At 56.7% G+C, this 19,178-nt stretch carries 16 protein-coding genes; 6 read left to right on the top strand and 10 right to left on the bottom strand.

Annotation, left to right across the window (positions count from 1 at the left end; genetic code table 11):
* Positions 1-186: 186 nt before the first annotated feature.
* The 5 genes from JUK32_RS26415 to JUK32_RS26395 all read right to left on the bottom strand — a co-directional run bounded on the left by JUK32_RS26415 (position 187) and on the right by JUK32_RS26395 (position 8,611).
* Positions 187-1,776, bottom strand: coding sequence for an NAD(P)H-quinone oxidoreductase subunit 4 (locus JUK32_RS26415; RefSeq protein ID WP_204141870.1), 1,590 nt, complete (start codon positions 1,774-1,776; stop codon positions 187-189).
* A gap of 248 nt (positions 1,777-2,024) precedes the next feature.
* Positions 2,025-4,103 (bottom strand): NAD(P)H-quinone oxidoreductase subunit 5, encoded by a 2,079-nt coding sequence (locus JUK32_RS26410; RefSeq protein ID WP_204141909.1) that lies wholly within the window; start codon positions 4,101-4,103, stop codon positions 2,025-2,027.
* A gap of 286 nt (positions 4,104-4,389) precedes the next feature.
* Entirely contained in the window at positions 4,390-5,289 is a 900-nt protein-coding gene (locus JUK32_RS26405; RefSeq protein WP_204141869.1) for a carbohydrate ABC transporter permease, read from the bottom strand.
* 125 nt (positions 5,290-5,414) lie between these two features.
* Positions 5,415-7,292 carry a tetratricopeptide repeat protein gene (locus JUK32_RS26400; protein ID WP_204141868.1) on the bottom strand — a complete coding sequence of 626 codons (1,878 nt, stop codon included), beginning with the start codon at positions 7,290-7,292 and terminating at the stop codon, positions 5,415-5,417.
* Between the two features lie 29 nt (positions 7,293-7,321).
* Entirely contained in the window at positions 7,322-8,611 is a 1,290-nt protein-coding gene (locus JUK32_RS26395; protein WP_239113135.1) for a P-loop NTPase fold protein, read from the bottom strand.
* 59 nt (positions 8,612-8,670) lie between these two features.
* Between JUK32_RS26395 and JUK32_RS26390 the strand changes: the two genes are divergently transcribed.
* From JUK32_RS26390 to JUK32_RS26380, 3 genes are all read left to right on the top strand, one after another.
* Positions 8,671-8,817: a hypothetical protein gene (locus JUK32_RS26390; RefSeq protein ID WP_204141867.1), complete on the top strand. Its 147-nt coding sequence runs from the start codon at positions 8,671-8,673 to the stop codon at positions 8,815-8,817.
* Between the two features lie 400 nt (positions 8,818-9,217).
* Entirely contained in the window at positions 9,218-9,604 is a 387-nt protein-coding gene (locus JUK32_RS26385; RefSeq protein ID WP_204141866.1) for a hypothetical protein, read from the top strand.
* A complete protein-coding gene (locus tag JUK32_RS26380) occupies positions 9,604-11,139 on the top strand; it encodes an NAD(P)/FAD-dependent oxidoreductase (protein ID WP_204141907.1) in 1,536 nt (511 codons plus the stop codon). Before JUK32_RS26385 ends, JUK32_RS26380 begins: the two co-directional genes overlap by 1 nt.
* Here JUK32_RS26380 and JUK32_RS26375 read toward each other — a convergent pair.
* The 3 genes from JUK32_RS26375 to holA all read right to left on the bottom strand — a co-directional run bounded on the left by JUK32_RS26375 (position 11,064) and on the right by holA (position 14,065).
* Entirely contained in the window at positions 11,064-12,089 is a 1,026-nt protein-coding gene (locus tag JUK32_RS26375) for a hypothetical protein (protein WP_204141865.1), read from the bottom strand. The genes JUK32_RS26380 and JUK32_RS26375 overlap by 76 nt on opposite strands.
* Before the next feature lie 382 nt (positions 12,090-12,471).
* Positions 12,472-12,981: a DUF4168 domain-containing protein gene (locus JUK32_RS26370; protein WP_204141864.1), complete on the bottom strand. Its 510-nt coding sequence runs from the start codon at positions 12,979-12,981 to the stop codon at positions 12,472-12,474.
* A gap of 73 nt (positions 12,982-13,054) precedes the next feature.
* Positions 13,055-14,065: a DNA polymerase III subunit delta gene (holA, locus tag JUK32_RS26365; protein ID WP_204141863.1), complete on the bottom strand. Its 1,011-nt coding sequence runs from the start codon at positions 14,063-14,065 to the stop codon at positions 13,055-13,057.
* 67 nt (positions 14,066-14,132) lie between these two features.
* Here holA and JUK32_RS26360 point away from each other — a divergent pair, with 67 nt between their 5' ends.
* Both JUK32_RS26360 and cbiE read left to right on the top strand, forming a co-directional pair.
* On the top strand, positions 14,133-14,750 hold the full coding sequence (locus tag JUK32_RS26360; RefSeq protein WP_204141862.1) for a cobalt-precorrin-8X methylmutase: 618 nt from the start codon (positions 14,133-14,135) through the stop codon (positions 14,748-14,750).
* Entirely contained in the window at positions 14,747-15,991 is a 1,245-nt protein-coding gene (cbiE, locus tag JUK32_RS26355; protein ID WP_204141861.1) for a precorrin-6y C5,15-methyltransferase (decarboxylating) subunit CbiE, read from the top strand. Before JUK32_RS26360 ends, cbiE begins: the two co-directional genes overlap by 4 nt.
* Here cbiE and JUK32_RS26350 read toward each other — a convergent pair.
* Both JUK32_RS26350 and JUK32_RS26345 read right to left on the bottom strand, forming a co-directional pair.
* On the bottom strand, positions 15,974-16,816 hold the full coding sequence (locus JUK32_RS26350) for a CPBP family intramembrane glutamic endopeptidase (protein ID WP_204141860.1): 843 nt from the start codon (positions 16,814-16,816) through the stop codon (positions 15,974-15,976). The two genes, cbiE and JUK32_RS26350, sit on opposite strands and share 18 nt — an antisense overlap.
* Before the next feature lie 6 nt (positions 16,817-16,822).
* Complete coding sequence (locus JUK32_RS26345; RefSeq protein ID WP_204141859.1) at positions 16,823-17,905, bottom strand: PIN/TRAM domain-containing protein; 1,083 nt, start codon at positions 17,903-17,905, stop codon at positions 16,823-16,825.
* A 792-nt stretch (positions 17,906-18,697) separates the two neighbouring features.
* Here JUK32_RS26345 and JUK32_RS26340 point away from each other — a divergent pair.
* Positions 18,698-19,078: a cupin domain-containing protein gene (locus tag JUK32_RS26340; protein WP_239113147.1), complete on the top strand. Its 381-nt coding sequence runs from the start codon at positions 18,698-18,700 to the stop codon at positions 19,076-19,078.
* Positions 19,079-19,178 lie beyond the last annotated feature (100 nt).

The raw sequence follows: 19,178 nt of genomic DNA, 5'->3' as shown, positions 1-19,178 counted from the left end.
GAAACCGTAATTTCGGCATCCGGGCAGAGTGAGCTGACAATTTGCCTGTCTCCAGTTCTCCGGTTGAGGGTAAAGTCCGCTCTTTAATACAAGAATTCCCCGAGGCAAAAAGGTTCCAACCTCAGGGAATGCAAAAATATCGCTGACTACTCCCCATACCGTTCTGGACATCGGTCACCGACGTGACTAATCCGCTGTGATCGGCAATTCTGGCGCTTGCAGATGCGGCAAAAAGGCCAAGGGTTGCAATTCCTCTGTGGAGGCAAAGGCTCGCGATCGCAGGTTGTCGGTCAGACTGATCGTGGTCGTATCGTAAATCTGCGTCAGCATCTTCGGATACAGCCCAAACCCAATAATGGGAATGAGCAAGCAAGCGATGATGAAGACCTCGCGGGGTTCCGCATCGATCAGTGCTTCATGCTCAATGAGTTCTTGGTTCTCCGGCCCATAAAAGATCTCCCGCAGCATAGTGAGCAGATAAATCGGCGTCAAAATTACGCCAACGGCCATCAGCATGACCGCAATCAGCTTGAAGGTAAAGGAATAGGCATCGCTGGTAGCAAAGCCGACAAACACCATCAGCTCGGCGACAAACCCACTCATGCCCGGCAGCGCCAGTGAGGCCATGGAGCAGGTGGTGAACATGGCAAAAATCTTGGGCATCTTTTTGCCGACACCGCCCATTTCATTCAGGACAAGGGTGTGGGTGCGATCGTAGGTGGCCCCGACCAAGAAGAACAGACTGGCCCCAATCAAGCCGTGGGAGACCATTTGCAGTACCGCCCCACTTAGGCCCAGATTCGTGAAGGAGGCAATCCCAATAATCACAAAGCCCATGTGAGAGATGGACGAGTAAGCAATCTTGCGCTTCAAGTTGCGCTGGGCAAATGAGGTCAGCGCTGCATAGATAATGTTGATAATGCCGAAGATCACCAGGATGGGCGCAAATACAGCATGGGCATCGGGCAACATCCCCAGGTTCATGCGAATGATCGCGTAACCCCCCATTTTCAGAAGGATGCCCGCCAGTAACATGTGCACCGGGGCCGTCGCCTCCCCGTGGGCATCGGGCAACCAAGTATGGAGCGGAAAAATCGGCAGCTTAACGGCGTAGGCAACTAAGAACGCCGCATACATAAAGAGCTGGAACTTAACGGTGTAGTCCTTCGCAGCCAGGGTGGACATGTCGAAACTAACCACATCGCCATAAAAGGCCATGGCCAGCGCCGCTACCAAAATAAACAGCGAACCACCAGCGGTGTACAGAATGAACTTAGTCGCGGCATATAACCGTTTCTTACCACCCCAAATAGAGAGCAGCAGATACACCGGAATGAGTTCCAGTTCCCACATGAAGAAGAACAGCAGCATATCTTGTACGGCAAAGACGCCGAGCTGACCGCTGTACATCGCCAGAATCAAGAAGTAGAACAGCCTAGGCTTGAGGGTCACCGGCCAAGACGCCAAAATCGCCAGGGTGCTGATGAAGCCCGTCAGCAATATTAGCGGCATGGAAAGGCCATCAGCACCAACGGACCATTTCAGGTCAAGTTGGGGCACCCAGGTGTAGCTCTCGACCAATTGCAGGCCAGAGTCGTTGAAGTCGTAGCCCAAATAAAAGGCTGCGACGAGCAAGACAAAATCGATGAGGCCCACGATCAAGGCATACCACCGGAGGGTCTTGCCGTCTTTATCGGGAATGAAGGGAATGAATAAGGCTGCGGTAATCGGCAGAAAGATGGTGACCGTCAGCCAGGGAAATTGAGCAAGTTCCATAGGAAATATCTAAGGGTGCTTTGAGATGAATTTTTCAACCGGAATTGCCGTGACAGTTCCTCAGGCAGAAATAACTAACTAAAAGATTCTTACTGAAGACTTTAGAGGGGGATTTGGGCGATCGCGACAAATCGCAACAAGTTTTTAATTTCTAAAAGGAATTTCCCCATGAGAAAGCATGGCAGGTGCGAATAAGCCATGCTTTCTAAGATGATTTGTCGGGATCGGTACCGAGTCAGACCACTCGTTTAGGTGATGCCGGAGACCAGCACCAGGCCTAGCACCGCACCGAACACAATCAGCGCATAGAACTGAGCCCGTCCGTTTTCGAGATATTTCAGTCCTTCGCCCGTCACGAGGGTAACAAAGCCTGCCAGATTGACAATGCCATCCACAATGCGAACGTCCATCGTCAAGGTCTGCTTCGCTAAGCCGCGACAACCTTTCACGAAAACGGCATCGTAGATTTCGTCGATGTACCACTTGTTCTTCGACAGTTGGTACAAAGGTTTGATTTGGTTGGCGATCGCGGCCGGGTCAATCTTCTTCTGGGCGTACATCAAAATGGCGAGAGAGATGCCGATCAGGCCAATGCCCACCGAAGAACCCGCCATCAGGATGAACTCCGACCATTCAAATTCGGCAAAGGCTTCTGACCAGGGCAACAGCGCTTCCACTTCCTCACTGGGGGGATGAATGAACGCCTCGAAGTAGTTCACAAAGGGCGTACCCACCAAACCGATTAGCACCGAAGGCACCGCCAACGCCACCAACGGCAGCGTCATCGAAATCGGCGACTCATGGGGCGTGGCCGCATGATGATCTTCGCCATGCTCCGCTTCGGCATCAAGGGTCAGCTCTTGAGGATTCATCGCCCCGGGGCCGAGGGAAGCGCCCATCGCCATCAACTGCTCGCGCTTGAGCTGCGTCTGAATCTCTTTATTGGTGCCGCGAAACTCGCCTTCAAAGGTGCTGAAGTACATGCGGAACATGTAGAACGCGGTGATGCCCGCCGTGAGCCAGCCGATCGCCCACAAGACAGGACTGACGGCAAAGGTAGAGCCGAGGATCTCATCCTTCGACCAAAAGCCCGCGAAGGGCGGAATGCCGCAAATTGCGAGCGTCCCCACTAAGAACGTGGCCGAGGTGATGGGCATATATTTCCGCAGGCCGCCCATCAAGCGCATGTCTTGGGCCAGCAAGGGGTCGTGACCAACGACTTCTTCCATGCCGTGAATCACTGAGCCAGAGCATAGGAATAGCATCGCCTTGAAGTAAGCGTGGGTCATCAGGTGGAACAGGCCCGCCCCATACGCGCCGACCCCCATGGCTAGCATCATGTAGCCCAACTGAGACATGGTGGAATAGGCCAACCCCTTTTTGATGTCGTTCTGAGTGATGGCGATGCTCGCGCCCATGAAGGCGGTGAAGCAACCCACCCAAGCGATCGCGGTCATCACCGTGGGCAGATCCTCAAAGACGGGGAACATCCGGGCAACGAGGAAGATGCCGGCGGCGACCATCGTCGCGGCGTGAATCAGTGCGGAAATTGGGGTGGGGCCTTCCATGGCGTCGGGCAGCCACACATGCAGCGGAAACTGCGCGGATTTGGCCATGGGGCCGAGGAAAATCAAAACGGCGAAGATAGTGGCAACGCCAGCGGTGAGACTGCCATTTTCCACCAACGCGGTGAGCCGCTCACCCATCACGTCAAACTCGAAGCTGCCGGTAGCCCAAAAGAGCGCCAACATGCCCAGCAGCAAGCCAAAGTCGCCGACGCGGTTGGTGATAAAGGCTTTTTGACAGGCATCCGCCGCGCCATCGCGACCATACCAGAACCCAATCAGCAGGTAGGAGCACATGCCCACCAGTTCCCAAAACACATAAATTTGCAGCAGGTTAGGGCTGATAACCAGGCCCAACATGGAGGAACTGAAAAGGCTGAGATAGGCATAAAAGCGGACATAACCCGGGTCATGAGCCATGTAGCCATCGGTGTAGACCATGACGAGAAAGGCCACCGTCGTCACAATCACTAGCATCAGAGCCGCTAAATGATCGATGGTGTACCCCATCGTCAGCTTGAAGTCGCCCGCCGAGGCCCACTCGAAGGTGCGGGTATACACTTCGTGTCCCTGCACCTGGCTGAAAAAGAGGAGAAATGACAGCACCATTGCCGCCCCAGTGAGCGAAACAATGAACACCGCCGATGGCCGCCGGAGCGTACTGGTTGTTTGACTGTAGCTAATGAGTCCGGTGCCGACGATCGCTGCCCCGACGAGGGGTAGCACCGGCACTAGCCATGCGTATTGATAGATTGGCTCAATTAATTCCATACGTTCTCTATGCCCGCTTACTGCTCTTTGCGACAGATTGGCAAAACCGCTTACATTTTGACACAAGCCTAGTCGCTGATTTTCATTCGCTGGATATACTTCCGTCTTTTTTTATGCCCAAGCCGCCACTCATTAAACTAGATCGCTCATGAGGCACCTGTTCACAATTTAGAAATACCGGAAAAAACGATCAGATTTGGTGAAATCGGTGACTAAATACCCAGTCGTCGCCTGGGTTGTCGTGAATCGTCAACAGCGGGCGTTAGCCGCCAATAGTCTATAGCACTTCTGAGCGATCGCCCAGCAATCGCAAAATCGACAGCGCCAAAATCACCAGAAACAGCGCCAGTCCCACCGTACAGGCGTAGCTCAGCTCCAATTCCTGAAACGCCAACTCATACACGTAGTAGACGATGGTTTTGGAACTGTTCAGCGGGCCGCCCTGGGTCATAATGTAGATTTCTTCGAAGACTTTGGTGGCGGCGATCGCGGAAATCACCGTCACCAGAAAAATGTAGGGCCGCATCAGGGGAAAGGTAATGTCCCAATGCTTGCGCCACCCGTCGGAGCCTTCGATCGCCGCTGCCTCGTACAGATCGGGGGGAATGGTTTGCAGCCCCGCCAGGTAAATCACCATGTAGTAGCCCAGCCCCTTCCATATCGTCACTACCATGACGCTGGGCATTGCCAGAGCCGGACTCGTCAGCCACGGAATCCCGCTTTCCGTCAGCCCCAGCCCGATCAAAATCTGGTTAAAGAAGCCGTTCTCGGCATAGAGCCAGCGCCAGGCGATGCCCGCCACCACCATCGAGATCACCACGGGGGTGTAGTAGGCCACGCGAAACCAGCGCATGCCGCGCAGCTTTTGATTGACCAAAATCGCCAGCAGCAGCGGCAAAATCGCCAGCAATGGCACTACCCCAATCAGGTACAGCAGCGTGTTTTTCACCGTGATCCAAAAGGTGCGATCGCCCAGTAGCTCCTGAAAATTCTCCAGCCCAATCCACAGCGGCGGCTGGGTGACATCAAAGCCGTAGCTGGTAAAGCTCAGATACAGCGCCTGGATGGCGGGCCAAAACACCGTCAGCCCCAGCACCGTCAACGCGGGCGCGAGGAAGAGATAGGGGATCAGCGATCGCCCGAGCTGCGATCGTTTGGATTGCGAAGATGCCTGCATAGGGCCAAAATCCAAGGCGTGAAAATGTCCACTCAGATTACACTCTTTTCTGCCGACAAGAAATCGTCGAGTTGCCAGCGGTATTGGGGGCGATCGCCAAGACTCGCTCACAGCCTAAAAGGTGTCTAAAGCAGCCACCACCCAATGAGCAGCACCCCCACCAGCCCCACGACTACCCAAACCCAAAACGGCACCTTGAGCGGCTGGGGCTCGACTGTAGGGCGCGATTCAGCGGTGGGCGATAGGTGGTCTCGCCCGGCTGATGGCGCGGTGGCCGACTCGCCAATGGTCGGAGCCTGCTTGGGCTGCATGACAATTTGCTGCCCCAAATCACGGATGGCGACATCACAGCGTTCAACTTCTTTGGGCAAGCCCAACTCGGCGTAGATCTCTCGGGCGGCCTGGTAGCAGTCTCGCGCCTGCCACTTATCATCTAACCGGGCTAGAGCAAGTGCTTGGTTGAAGAGAGAATTCGCTTCGCCCCGACGATCGCCAATCTCCCGCTCAATTTCGAGGGATTGCTGCTGGAACGTGATCGCCTGCTGATATTGACCCAGATCATAGTAAGCCAGCCCCAAGTTGCCCAAAGCATTCGCTTCGCCTTGGCGATCGCCAATCTCCCGCGTGATTTCTAACTGCTGCTGAAGAAAGGCGATCGCCTGCTGATATTGACCCAGCGACCGATAAGCAAGGCCCAAGTTGCCCAGAGAAGTCGCTTCGCCCCGGCGACTTTCCTTCGGAAACGCTTCGCGAACGCCAATCTCGCGTTTGATTTCTAGCGATTGCTGATGGAAGGCGATCGCCTGCTGATATTGACCCAGCGACTGATAAGCAAGGCCCAAGTTGCCCAAAGCAGCCGCTTCGCCCCGGCGATCGCCAATTTCCCGCGCCATTTCCAAGGATTGCTGATGAAAGGCGATCGCCTGCTGATATTGACCCAGCGCATTGTAAGCATTCCCCAAGTCGCTCAGCGACTTCGCTTCGCCCTGGCGATCGCCAATCTCCCGCTGAATTTCGAGCGATTGGTGATAGAAGGTGATCGCCTGCTGATATTGACTCAGCGAGAAGTAAGCAACTCCCAAGTTGTTTAGGGTAGCGGCATCGCCGCTGCGATCTGCCTGGGCTTGATAGAGGTTGAGGGCTTGTTGGTAATAGGGCACCGCTTGCGCCGGTCGGCCACAGGCGCGCAGGGCATCCCCTAAGTTGCGGAGGGAGCGGGCTTGTCCGGCGGCGTCTTGATAGGCTTCGGCCTGGGTCAGGGCTTGCTGATATTGGGCCAGCGCTTTTTGGTATTTATATTCGCGCTTGTAAGCATCCCCCAGGGTGTTGTGCAGGGTGATCAGCAGCGGCGAGTCGGGCGTGGTCTCGGTGAGGGTGGCGATCTGCTGCTCCAGTTCGGTAATGGGGATTTGGCTGCCGGGGTCGGGGGCGGTCTCGGTGGAGTCTGTGACGGCACTCATCATTGGCGGCGGCATCCCGTCGGGGCGGGTAACCGCGTCAGGCGGGGCAGCGTAAAACTCAAATACCCCGTTGCGCCAGCTCCAAAAGTCGGGAGCTTGCTGGGCTAACCGCGTCGCCACCTCGTCCGGTAGCCACAGCACAATCGGAAAATCAAAGTGCCGCAGGGCCTCCCGCGTCCATTGCAACGAAAAGAAAAACTGCTCCTGCTCGGATTTTTCTTCGGTGAGGCGTACCCCCAGCAGTTCCCCCGCATTCAACACCGTCACCACCGCCGGGTCGCCCGCTTGCAGGGCGGGTGATTGCTCCACCAGCTCCGTCAGGGCCGCTTTCAAGCTGGGGCGCTGGTGGCTCAGTCGCGTGCGATAGGTGGCAATCCCCGCTTCGCGCAGTTCCGCCTCGTATTGCTCCATCAGCTGCGCTTGCAGGTTGCGGTCATCACAAATCGCCAGCAGCAGACTCAAGCGCTCCGGCTGCGCTTCAATCGACAACTCCAGCTTTCTGAGTTCACGGCGGTTAGAGGTTTCTAAATCAGTCGGGGGCATAGTTTAAGGGACTACCCTCAACACAGGGACTAAATCAATTGCCGACGGCGCAAAATATCGGTCACGAGTGGATGCAGGTCATACCACAGGTCGTCATTCTCATATTCCAACACATAGAGCGAGTGCAGCAGGTCGAGAAACTCGTCGCTTTTCGCATTCGGCGGGGCCAGGTTTTCGTAAGTGGTTTTCAGCAGCTCAAATAGATTGCTGCCCAGGGTGCGAGCAAACTGATTCCGCAACGACTTGACCGCCTCTTGCAAAATATCGGCATTGATGGTGACCACTTGGTCTGCAAGATCTGGGTCAATCTCCGACATACAAATACGGCAACATTCTTGACCGATGCGCACCAGTTCGCGCAGCACCCCACCACTTAGCAACACAATTTGGCGCTTCATCTCTGGTTCAATCAAGTCTGCCGGAATCCGTTTCTCCAGCAAGTGTTGCAGCGTTTCGACATTGGCCTCAATGGGGGCGGCCTCTGCTCGCCGCACATCTTCGCGGCTGTAGAACTTGGTGACTGGCAGCATAATAATTCGGCTATCAGATTCCAGCGTGGACACCAGCCGAGGATCGCGAATCACCGCCACGGGAATCGTAAACACCACGCGAATTTCGGGTGAGAATAGCGCCTTAATATTGTCCTGAAAAATGGGCCGCACCACATCCAAATCCAGTTTGTCCAAATCATCAATGATCACCAGGATTTCTTTGCCCGTAGTCGATTGAATGGTGGCCGCGACTCGGTTGATTTGCTCCGATAGCTCTGACACGCGGCGGTCATAGGTTTCACGAATGATTTCTCGAAACGCGCCTTCTTTTTGCAACTTGCCGCTGAATAGGCCGTAGAAATCGACCCCGACCCCCAACTCCTGCTTAAGCTGGTCAGTATATTCCCGCGACTTGGTCTGAGTGAACCAGTTCACTAACGCATTCTTGGTCCCTTCCGGAATCGGCATTTGCCGCTTCGTCGCCTGGCTCAGCAGCTTCAGCGCGATCGCATACAGAATATTGATATGGTTCACGTCTGACATTTCCACCAGGTCGGCGATGGAAAACCGGGCGACATAAAAGCCCTCGTCCCGCATCTGGTCCGCCAGCTGCACCAGTAGCGTCGATTTGCCACAGCCGCGATGGCCGGTAAAAATTAGCTTGCCGTTGGCTTCCGAGGCGATCACCGCATTGTTCAAAGTGCGCAGCACCTTTTGGCCGTACTTGACCTGAAACTGCTCAATCTCTTCCGCTTCTGACAGCGGAAACAGGTTCAGATTGCGGTACGCCTGGATAAATGCCGCTTTGCGATCGCTGATCATAGCCATTCTCCTGCCGATCACGCCTATCATACCGGGCATTTCGGTCGCGGTTTCGCGGTCTCGGGATGAGGTTGGGGTCATTGGAGCGATCGCAGGGCATCCGTTCAGGCAAACGCCACGGCCCCACCCCAGCGGGTATCGCCAGCCCCGTGCCAGTCGCCCTGGGCATCGACCCCCACGGCGCGGCATCCCAAAGTCCACGACGTTGGTAATAGTCACGATTGATCTGCTGGGCGATCGCCAGAGAAGTCCTGGCCTGCCGTCTACGGGAATGGGCGGATGGACGGCCCATACTGGCAGAACTGGGAACTGAGATCACGCTTGCCCGTGGCCTGTCGCGGTCTGAGACTGTTTTGCGACACTGCAAGATGTCAGGTTTACCGCTTCGCGAAAATTTCATGCCTTTTGCAGTTTGCCAGTGCAGAAGTGAATGACTCTCCTCAGATATCGCAAGCCGACGGAAAACCTGGCTGACCGACTAGAATCGTGGGTGGAGTCGCTCGCGGTAAGATGCCGACAGGCCAGGGGCTCAAGCCTGTACTTCTGGACTCCTAGAAGCTTGGCGTACGCCGTGAGTAGCTGCAAACCAGCCGCAGGATAAGAGAGAGTGACGTGCCGCGATCGCTAACGCCAGAATTCATTTCACACCTGTTGGCGCGACCCCATGGCGCGGAGCGATCGGCAGAGTATGAGCGGCTGATGGAAATTTATTGCGTGGTTAAAGCTGGAGGCACCGCTGCCCAACTGGCAGCAGCCCAACAGTTACAAGCCACCGAACAAACCGCCCTAGAAGCCGAGATCGCCCAGTTATTGCCCCAAGCCAACTGCGCGAACCAAGTCGCGGCCCTGCGACAAGAAATTCAAGAAGTTCAACGTTCGGTGGCCCATCGGGTGGCGTATCTGCAAAGTATCGACCCCCAAGAAGAGCGCACCGTTCAGAACTGTCTGCCCCTGATCGACGCCCATTTTGCCCAGGTCAACGATCCCCACTCGCAATGATGTCATCCTCATCGCCAGAAGTTGTCGTCATTGGCAGTGGCCTCGGCGGGTTAGTCGCGGCAGCGCTATTAGCTCGCTATGGCAAACGGGTAGTGGTCTGCGAAAGTCACACCATTCCCGGCGGCGCGGCCCACGGGTTTACCCGTAATGGCTTTCACTTTGATTCGGGGCCGTCGTTCTTTTCGGGATTGAGTGATCCGGCGTCGCGCAATCCGCTGCGGCAGGTGCTGGATGTGTTGGAGGAACCGCTGGAGGCGATCGCTTACGATCCGCTCGGGTTTTACCATCTGCCCGAAGGCACCCTGCCCATTTACCGACAGCTTGCCGACTATCGCCGCGCAGTGGCCCAGTTCACCCCCCAGGGTGCGGCTGAACTCGATGCGTTTGTGACGCGACTGCTCGCGCTGTATGAGCCGCTGAGCCAAATTCCGACCTTGGGGCTGCGGCCTGATTTGGGCGTCGTGCCGTTTTTGCTGCGCTATCCCCTCGCCCTGCTGAAACTATTGCCCCAGTTGCCCGCTGTGCAAAAGTCGGCGGGCCATTTACTAGATCAAACGGTGAGCGATCCGTGGGTGCGCCAACTGATCGATTTGGAGTGCTTTTTGCTGTCAGGGCTGGATGCCCACGGCACGATCGCCCCCGAAGTGGCGTTTGTGTTTGGTGAGCGCGAAACTGCCCCGGTGGACTATCCCGTTGGCGGCAGCGAGGCGATCGTTAACGCCCTGGTGCGAGGGCTCCAAAAGTGGGGCGGCGAGTTGCGGCTGGGCACCCATGTGGAACAAATCTTGGTTGAAGCCGGGCGGGCCACCGGAGTGCGGCTCAAGTCGGGGGAAGTGATCGCCGCTGAGACGGTGATTTCCAACGCGACCTTGTGGGATACCTACAGTCACCTGCTGCCGCCAGAGGCCTTGCCCCTGAATTTTCGAGAAACGGCGATCGCCACCCCAGCGGTCAGCAGCTTCATGCACTTGCACCTGGGCATTGACGCGACGGGGTTGGATGCTCTCACTGTGCATCATGTGGTGGTTCACAGCCGCGATCGCCCCCTCGATGCTCCGGGCAATACCTGCATGATTTCCATGCCGTCGGTGTTGGATCCGACCCTCGCGCCAGCGGGCAAACACGTCGTTCACGTGTATTCGCTGGAACCGTGGGCGGGCTGGCAGCGCGACGAAAATTATGCCCAACGGAAACGAGATCGGGCCGCACCGCTATATCAAGCCCTGGGCAAAGTCATTCCTGACGTTCGCGATCGCGTCGAGGTGGAACTCATTGGCACACCGTTGACGCACCAGCGCTTTTTACGCCGCTATCAGGGCACCTATGGGCCAGCGATTCGGGCCGATCAGGGCTTGTTTCCCAACTGCCGCACGCCGATTCCGGGCCTATTGCGGGTGGGCGATTCAACACTGCCCGGCATTGGGGTGCCAGCGGTGGCGGCCTCGGGTATCCTCTGCGCTCACTCGTTGGTGTCCGCGTCACAAACCGCCTCTCTTGTCGAGGCATTGGTGTCAGCCAGGGGGCGATCGCAGTAGCGATCGATCAAATCTTGTCGAGCCGGGGCCAACTCCATCGAGAAGGTGGGGGCGGGGGCAACTTTGGGCGCGGCAGCCCCTGTCACCGGAGTTCCCAATGGCTCGGCAACCGGAGTTGTATTTACGTTGGTGGCGGCTGGCAGGACAGCGGCCACATTGGCAAAAGCGGTGTCCGCATTGGCTGGAACCGTCGCCCCCGCAGCAGCCGTCATCTCTGCTAAGGGGTCGAATGACACCACATCCGTCATAGCGATTTCCGGGGCCGCTGGCGGGGCGGCTAAAGGCACAGGCACGTCGGACGGCGGAGCGATCGCAATCCCGTCTGGCAACGCAGCAAATAATTCCGGGGCTGGGTTGGTCGCGGTCACCTCAGCGACGGGGGCGGACGGCGGGGCTGAGGGAGTGGTGGCAACGGTCGCGACGGTCGCGGGGGCCGCCCGAGAGACAAAGCTGGGGGCCACCGCCGCCGGTTCTGGGCGGGGCTGGCTAACGGCGCGTAGTCGAGGGGCGATCGCCGCTGCCGAAGGGTTGGTCGCTACGGGAAAAGGATTGACTGCCGGGGGTGGTGGGAACGGGGTGGGCAGCGGGGCGATCGCGTCAACCCGATCAGGCATGCCGCCTGGGAGTTTGGCTAACAATACCCCCCCGACCAAATCGACTTCTCTCACCGGATATTGAGCAGGATCGTAAAGCGCTGGGTTATAGCCTGGTGGCTCATCGATTTTTCTTGCGAGTTGGGGTTGATCCGGCAACGGGGGCCGCGCAATTTGCTCAAACTCGGGAAACTGGCCGCTCATCGTATCTAAGGAAAACTTAGTGTCCTCGGCTAGCTGATCGCTGGCGTCGGGCTCAGGTTCGGGAGCCGATTTAGCCGTTTTGGGTAAATGGGTCAGGTTGTAGGCCGTTAGCGTGATCAAGCTGCTGCAAGAAAAAAGCGCCCAGGTATGCATAGGTCTGTACCGGAAAAGGGGGTCTGAAGGGGGCTATTCTCCTTTTCCAGCACCGCCAAGCTAAATCCGTATATTTTCCGATGACAGTATGCAAACGACGTTAAGCACCGCAAAAATATCTCTGCTGAGGCCAATGCGGTGCGATCGGTCACTGCGTCCGGTTTGAGGATTTTGGCTGTGAGCTGAGGCGTTGATCGTGAGTCGAGTGAAGGCTGAGAAGTTGATTGCTCAAGTTGGATTCAGCATTGCGCCCTCGCTGTCGCCGCTGCCTGGTTAAAGGAGCTTTCCCAGTTCTGGGTCGAGGTCAAGGCTACTGAGCAGCCAGTATTCGGTTTCTCAAACTGATTTCAACACACGATATTTCCAGCGGCGCGTAGCTCTCCTACTGGGCTCCTTGCAGGCGCAGCAGCTCTTGTTGAATACGTTCAAACACGGTCTCGTCGGAAGCGTGGGCGTCGGTAATTTGGTTGAATCGTCGGGAAGTGAGGCCCGTATCTTCTACGGCTTGGCGTGAATCGTTGCAGTAGCGCGTCAAAATTTCCCGCACGTCACGACGGACGGAGCGGGGCACCTCAGAAATATTCTGGGTATTCGTGCAGCTCATGTCGATCGCACTAATATCCACCTCTACCGTGAGCAAGATGTCTTTGATTTGGGTGTACGCGGCGTTGCGATACCGATCGATCGCCAGCACCGCCCGTGCGTACTGGTTGATTTCTTCGTTGGAGATGCTGCTCTGGGCGATCGCGGCCTGTTGGGCCAGCGGCAATTGCACCCCGGTGGTGGCAGGCAAACCCACGACCCCCAACCAGCCAGAGACCACACCGATTGCCAGCAACTTCGACCAGTGCTGTCGCCGTCGCGAGGTTGGCATCACTAAAAAACTCGTCATAGCCTGAGACTCAATCCCAATATTTCAGTGTGAACAGCGATTGCTCGTGCAGCTACCCATTGTAATTAGGAGACTACCGCACGCGCGCAGAAATCTGCCGAGGATTTTGACAGATTTGGGCAATTTCGACCACCTTGATTTGTAAAAGGGCAGTGGCATCTTGGCCGCTTTTAAGCCCCGCTTCGAGGGCCAGCAGGTGTTCTAGCACCTGTTGCAAACCGCCGAGCGAGAGCGCCGCCACTTCTTTTTGCAGGAAATAAATCCGTTTGGGGTTGCCGATTTCCGCCGCTTTGGCGATGGTTTGTGGATTGCGTTCCCCGCTTTCGGCCATGAGCTTGACCCATAACCAGGTGCGAAATTGTCCAACTAGGGTAGAGACGATGCGCAGGGGGGCTTCGTTCCGGTTGAGCAGATCAGCGAGTAGGCTCAGGGCGCGATCAATGTTGCCTTCGCGGAGGGCAGCGGCCAGTTGCAGGCTGCTCTGGGTGCTCACGGTGACCAATTGTGACACCGCAGCGGCATCAATGGGGTCAGCGCGATCGCCCCAAAACAGCGACAGTTTTTCCAACTCCAGCATGAGCTGGCGGGTTTGGTTGCCCACCGCATCCACCAGCAAATCCACGGCGTCTTGGGTGAGGGTGAGTCCTTGCGCTTTGGCGGTTTGTTCAATCTGGCGGGCAATCTGGTCGCTCTTCCACGGGGGAATGGTGCCAAACTCCCGAATCTCACCATGTTTTTGCAGCAGCTTCGTGAACTTAGAGCGCCCGTCAGGCTTTTGCTGACTGCTCAGTAGCAGGATGCTGGTGTCGGGCAGCTTGGGCAGAGTCCGCTCAAACTCCAAGCGCAGGGCTTCGCTGCACCGCTGCCCCAGGGGCGTATCCACCAGCCACACGAAGCGTTTGCCCGTGCCAAAGGGGGGCGTCATGGCCTGATTCAGCGCCACGGTCGGGCCTTCGGCTGCGTCGCTGCCGATTTTGTCATAGTTAAAGCTGGCCCAGGCGTCATCGATCGCCCGCTGCCGCAGTTGGGCGATCGCCTGGTTCATTTGAAAGTCGTCCTCGCCCCAGAAGTAATAGACTGCCATAGGCTGTGTGAATACTGTCCCAAGCCGAACTGTTCTAAAATCTTAAATCCCATTACTCAGGGTGACGATGCCGCCGCTGCCGCAACATCCCATTTTGCAGGAAAGTTTTGCCCGCATCGATCGTGAGTTGGGCACCCATGACTTTGCTCCCGAAGAATACGCCATTCTCCGCCGCATTATCCACACCACGGCAGATTTTGATTTTGCGCAGCTGTTGCAGATTTCTCCGGAGGCGATCGCTGCTGGCATCGCAGCGCTCCAGGCTGGCACCCCCATGGTGGTAGATGTCGGCATGGTGCGGCAGGGCTGCCAGGGCATGGTGCAACGAACGTTTAAAAATCCCCTCTGGACAGCGGTGGACTTAGCGATTACCGCTGACCCAGGCAAGACGCGCACCGAAACGGGGCTGCTCAAAGCTTGGGCACAATGGCCCGAGGCGATTTATGTGATCGGTAACGCGCCCACGGCGTTGCAAGCGCTGTGCGATCGCGTGGCAGAGTCCCCCGTGAAACCGCCGCTGATTATCGGGGTGCCGGTGGGGTTTGTCGGCGTGCTAGAAGCGAAATCGCGGCTGGCGGAGTTGGCCGTGCCCCAAATCCGCGTGGAGGGCCGCAAGGGCGGCTCGACGGTGGCAGCGGCGATCGTCAATGCGCTGCTGGTGCTCGCCTGGGAAGCCTTGCCATGACACCCATTCAGGTAATTGGAGTCGGGCTCGACGGGGCGGCGGGACTATCTTCAACCACGCTTAATGTGATCCAACAAGCGGCAATCTTGGCGGGGAGCGATCGCCTGCTTCAGCACTTTCCCGATCACCCGGCTCAACGCTGGTCGCTAACAAACTTGCCCGAACGGTTACGGCAGCAGGTAACCCAGCCCGCCCCCGCATTAGTGGTGGTATTGACCTCCGGCGATCCGCTCTTTTTTGGACTGGGACGGCAGCTCCTCCAGGTCATCCCGCCGGAATTGATCACCTTTCATCCTCACGTGAGTTCGGTGCAGTTGGCCTTTAGCCGTGCCAAACTGCCCTGGCAAGACGCCACCATCATCAGCGCCCACGGGAGATCGCTCGACCGCTTGGCCGCCGTAGTTAAAAAGGGCGCATCACCCATCGCCGTATTGACCGATCCGGAAAATACGCCGACCGCGATCGCTCACTTGTTGCGATCGCTCGGACTCCCCACCCCCTACCAAATGTGGGTCTGTGAGAATCTGGGCGGGGCGGATGAACGGGTGCGCCAGTGGGCGATCGCGGCTGTGCCCGCTGGTGAATGGAGGGCCCTCAACGTGGTGATTTTGCAGCGCTGCGATTCGCCACCCCAGCTCGCCACCGTGCCGCTATTGGGCATTCCCGACTCGGCGTTTCTCAGCTTTCGCGATCGCCCCGGCCTCATGACTAAACGCGCAGTGCGTGTCCAAATTCTGGCAGAGTTGGCGCTCCAGACCCACCAAGTCATTTGGGATATTGGGGCGGGCACGGGCAGCGTCAGTGTCGAACTAGCGCGACTAGTGCCAACGGCGCAGGTGTGGGCGATCGAGCGAACGACGGCGGGCGCAGAGTTGATTCGGCAAAATGCTGCGCGATTTGAGACGCCCAATATTCAAGTCGTGGCGGGACAAGCGCCCACAGTATTGGCTGACTTGCCCAACCCCGATCGCGTTTTCATCGGCGGCAGTCACGGCCAACTAACCGCAATTCTGACCCATTGCAGCGAGCACTTGGGGGATACTGGCGTCATCGTCGTCGCCCTAGCGACGCTCGAAAATCAGACCGAACTCGCCCAGTGGCAAAGCGACCATTCTCCCTGGACGGTGGCCTATCAGCAACTCACGATTGCCCGATCAGTGGCAGTGGGTGCCTTCACCCGTTGGAACCCCCTGAACCCAGTGATCCTAGCCACACTGCGACGCTCAGACAGTGGGCAATAATCCAGCAAGGTACCCAACCAAAACCGCCGTCAAAATTAGCAGTGAGCAATCCCAAATATCTGTCAGGGGCTGTGCTGCTCGACCCGTGAGCCACGTCGGTTTCGCTGCCACAGGGGCGGGTCGGACAAACTCACTTATATAGGCCAGACCAGTCACCCAACCAGCGTGCAAGCCCCAGGCGATCGCGATCGCGCCGCCGTCGGCCCAGCGGGCACCCACCAACACCAGGCCCAGCAGCCAGAGTCCCGGCTGCTGCCATACACCATCGCGACCATCCCAAACCAGATGCGCCAGCGCAAACAGGGCACTCGCGATAATCGCTGCTCCCCAGGGTGAAAGCGCGAGTGCAAGCTGGGTTTGCAACCAACCACGGAAAATCAATTCTTCGCTGCCGCCAATGACGATGCCCAGCGCCAGCAGCCCTAAACTGGGCAGCCAGTGACCCATCGGCGCACTGCTCTGGCTAGTTTCATCATCGGCAGCGGGCAGCGTGATGAAACCGCCCAAGCGCTTTACCAGCAACACCAAAACCAGTCCGGCGATCGCCACTCCCCAGCCCAGTCCAAAGGCCCACACCGAATGCCACCCGCCCGCCAGTCCCTGATCCGCCCAAGTTTGGTGCAGGAGGCGATTGGCGATCGCGATCGCTACTGGAGCCAGGGCATACAGCGGCAACAGCAATGTCAACTTTTGCTCAGGTGGCGTCGGCTGAAACGGTCGCCACCCAAATTTTTGACTCAGGGGAATCGCCAGTAAACTCCAGGCCCCCAGCCAACCAAGCAAGAACACAACAATGTTGGCAACAATGCGGGGCAATGATTCCATCGTGCACTAGGAAGCCAACACCGAATCTTTCGGACGGGCAAAGATCATGCGGCCAGCGGAGGTTTGCAGGGCACCCGTCACGACCACGTCAATTTCATCCCCGATAAAGTCGCGCCCCTCTTCCACCACCACCATGGTGCCGTCATTCAAATACCCCACCCCCTGCTGCGGTTCCTTGCCTTGCTTCAAAATGCGCAGGCCCATGTCATCTCCCGGTAAATAGTTAGGCCGAATCGCCTGGGCCAAATCGTTGATATTCAGGACTTCCACTTCTTGAAAGCTGGCGACCTTATTGAGATTAAAGTCATTCGTCAACAGCCTGGCATTGAGTTCTTGCGCCAGTCGCACCAACTTGGCATCCACCGTCGGAATCTCCTCATAATCGATGCTCGAAATCACCACCCGACTAGCGTAGGTTTCACGAATGCGATTCAGCACATCCAGTCCGCGTCGTCCCCGTACCCGCTTTTGGTCGTTGGAGGCGTCAGCCACCTGCTGCAATTCCTGCAAAACAAACTGGGGCACGAGAATTTGCCCCTCCAAAAAACTGGTTTCCAGCAATCCTTCTATGCGCCCGTCAATAATGCAACTCGTATCCAGCAGCTTGGTTTTAGACGGCTTCAGGGTGCCTTCTGCCACCAGGGTGGATTCCATCGAGCCAGGGCTCACGAGGCGGAGCAGCGATCGCCCGTGAGTATCAGCCAAGTTCATGCCCGAAACCGCAAAAATGACGCTGCCCATGACCGCCAGCAACGGCTTAATGAAACCAAACTCGCTGGGGATCGGCAGCAAAAACAGCGGAGCTAGCATCAGATTAGCAATGAGTAGACCAATGACCAGGCCAACGGCCCGACTGAGCAACCGCTCGGGCGGCAGTTCCCGCACTTGCGTTTCCAGTCGTCGATAGCTGGTCTGCATGACCAAGCCCAGGCCGGTGCCAAATAACGCCCCAAACCCGGCGGTGACAGAACTCAACCCTTCCAAGCTACTGACTTCACTCAGCACACCTGCGGGCAACAGTTCCGGAGCATAGAAGCCGATTCCAGCTCCAGCAATAATGAATGAAAGTACAATGAGAGCATCTAGCATGATGACAAGCCACAAAGGCTCAAATATGTATTTGGATGCGCATGCGCATTCCACATCTAAGGTACGACACAGAACCACTTGACGGTGAGATGAAAACCGTAAAACCGCTAAATTGCCCCAGGGAAAAATCGCCAGTGCAGTCAGGCCGTTCGTCTACAGCTTGAAAGCTAACGGCTCGCCACGATTTGCCCCGCAATTTGCAGTAAATTTTCACACTATGCATTTATTGACATGCTTTAGCGAATACTCGGCCCCGTCAGTAACGCCCGTAACGCTCAGGGTCAATTCATCTCGGCACCATGACATCAATGGCATGACGAGGGGCCCCAAGTCGCGCGAAACCGCTTCTCCATGTCATTCTTCTCAGTTCTTAAGACCGGTCGCCCCCCAGACGAGACCCGGAGCCACAGGCGGTGAGGTTAACCGATGGCATCTGGATGAGGTTTGGGGGCGAGCAGTCTGAGAATATGTCGATTAGGCTGAGAAGATTTTGAAGTCGGCTTATTTTTCGCGGCTTCAACTTAAAGTTTTTGTATAGCAATGTGCATGCTAAGACGATTTGCAAAGGTCAGGGCTAAGCTGTTGCCAATGTCCACACACAGTCTTTTGGTTTCATTTGAGTATTGAGCAAAGGTGCAGTTATGGTGACTCGCCGTACTGGCTGGGAACTCTGCAACTACTGCTGGGGATGAGTGTTGGAACAGCCGTCGTTAAAATTTCACATTTGCAACTGGAGGGTTGGTTATCGTGCCCAAAACACAAGAGTTAGCTGAGTCTAAGAATGGTCTGTCGATGCAGTCTTTAGCCGTCCCAGAAGGGATTGCGGCGACGGAATTGCGGCCATGGGGTTCTTTTACCGTTTTGGAAGAGGGCCGAGGCTACAAAATTAAGCGGATTGAGGTCAAGCCAGGCCATCGTCTAAGCTTACAAATGCACCATCACCGCAGCGAACACTGGATCGTGGTTTCTGGTACCGCTAAGGTGACTTGCGGCGAGAAAGAAACACTCCTCAGCACGAATCAATCGACCTATGTTCCCCCTTGCACGTCTCATCGCCTAGAAAATTCCGGCGTAATTCCGCTGATTTTAATCGAGGTGCAGAACGGTGAGTATTTGGGCGAAGACGATATCGTTCGCTTCCAAGATGATTATTCCCGCTCTGAAAGCAAGTAGAGGAGGCAATCGGCGGCTGGTCTGCGGTGATTGATTGCGCCTTGGCCAACTCAGAATCCAACTCTCACCCCACTGGGTGCTATCCATGGGGCGTAAGTCC

Origin of the sequence: Halomicronema sp. CCY15110 (assembly GCF_016888165.1) — a bacterium.
Classification (GTDB): domain Bacteria; phylum Cyanobacteriota; class Cyanobacteriia; order Phormidesmidales; family Phormidesmidaceae; genus Halomicronema.
This window is presented reverse-complemented; position numbering and strand designations above follow the sequence as displayed.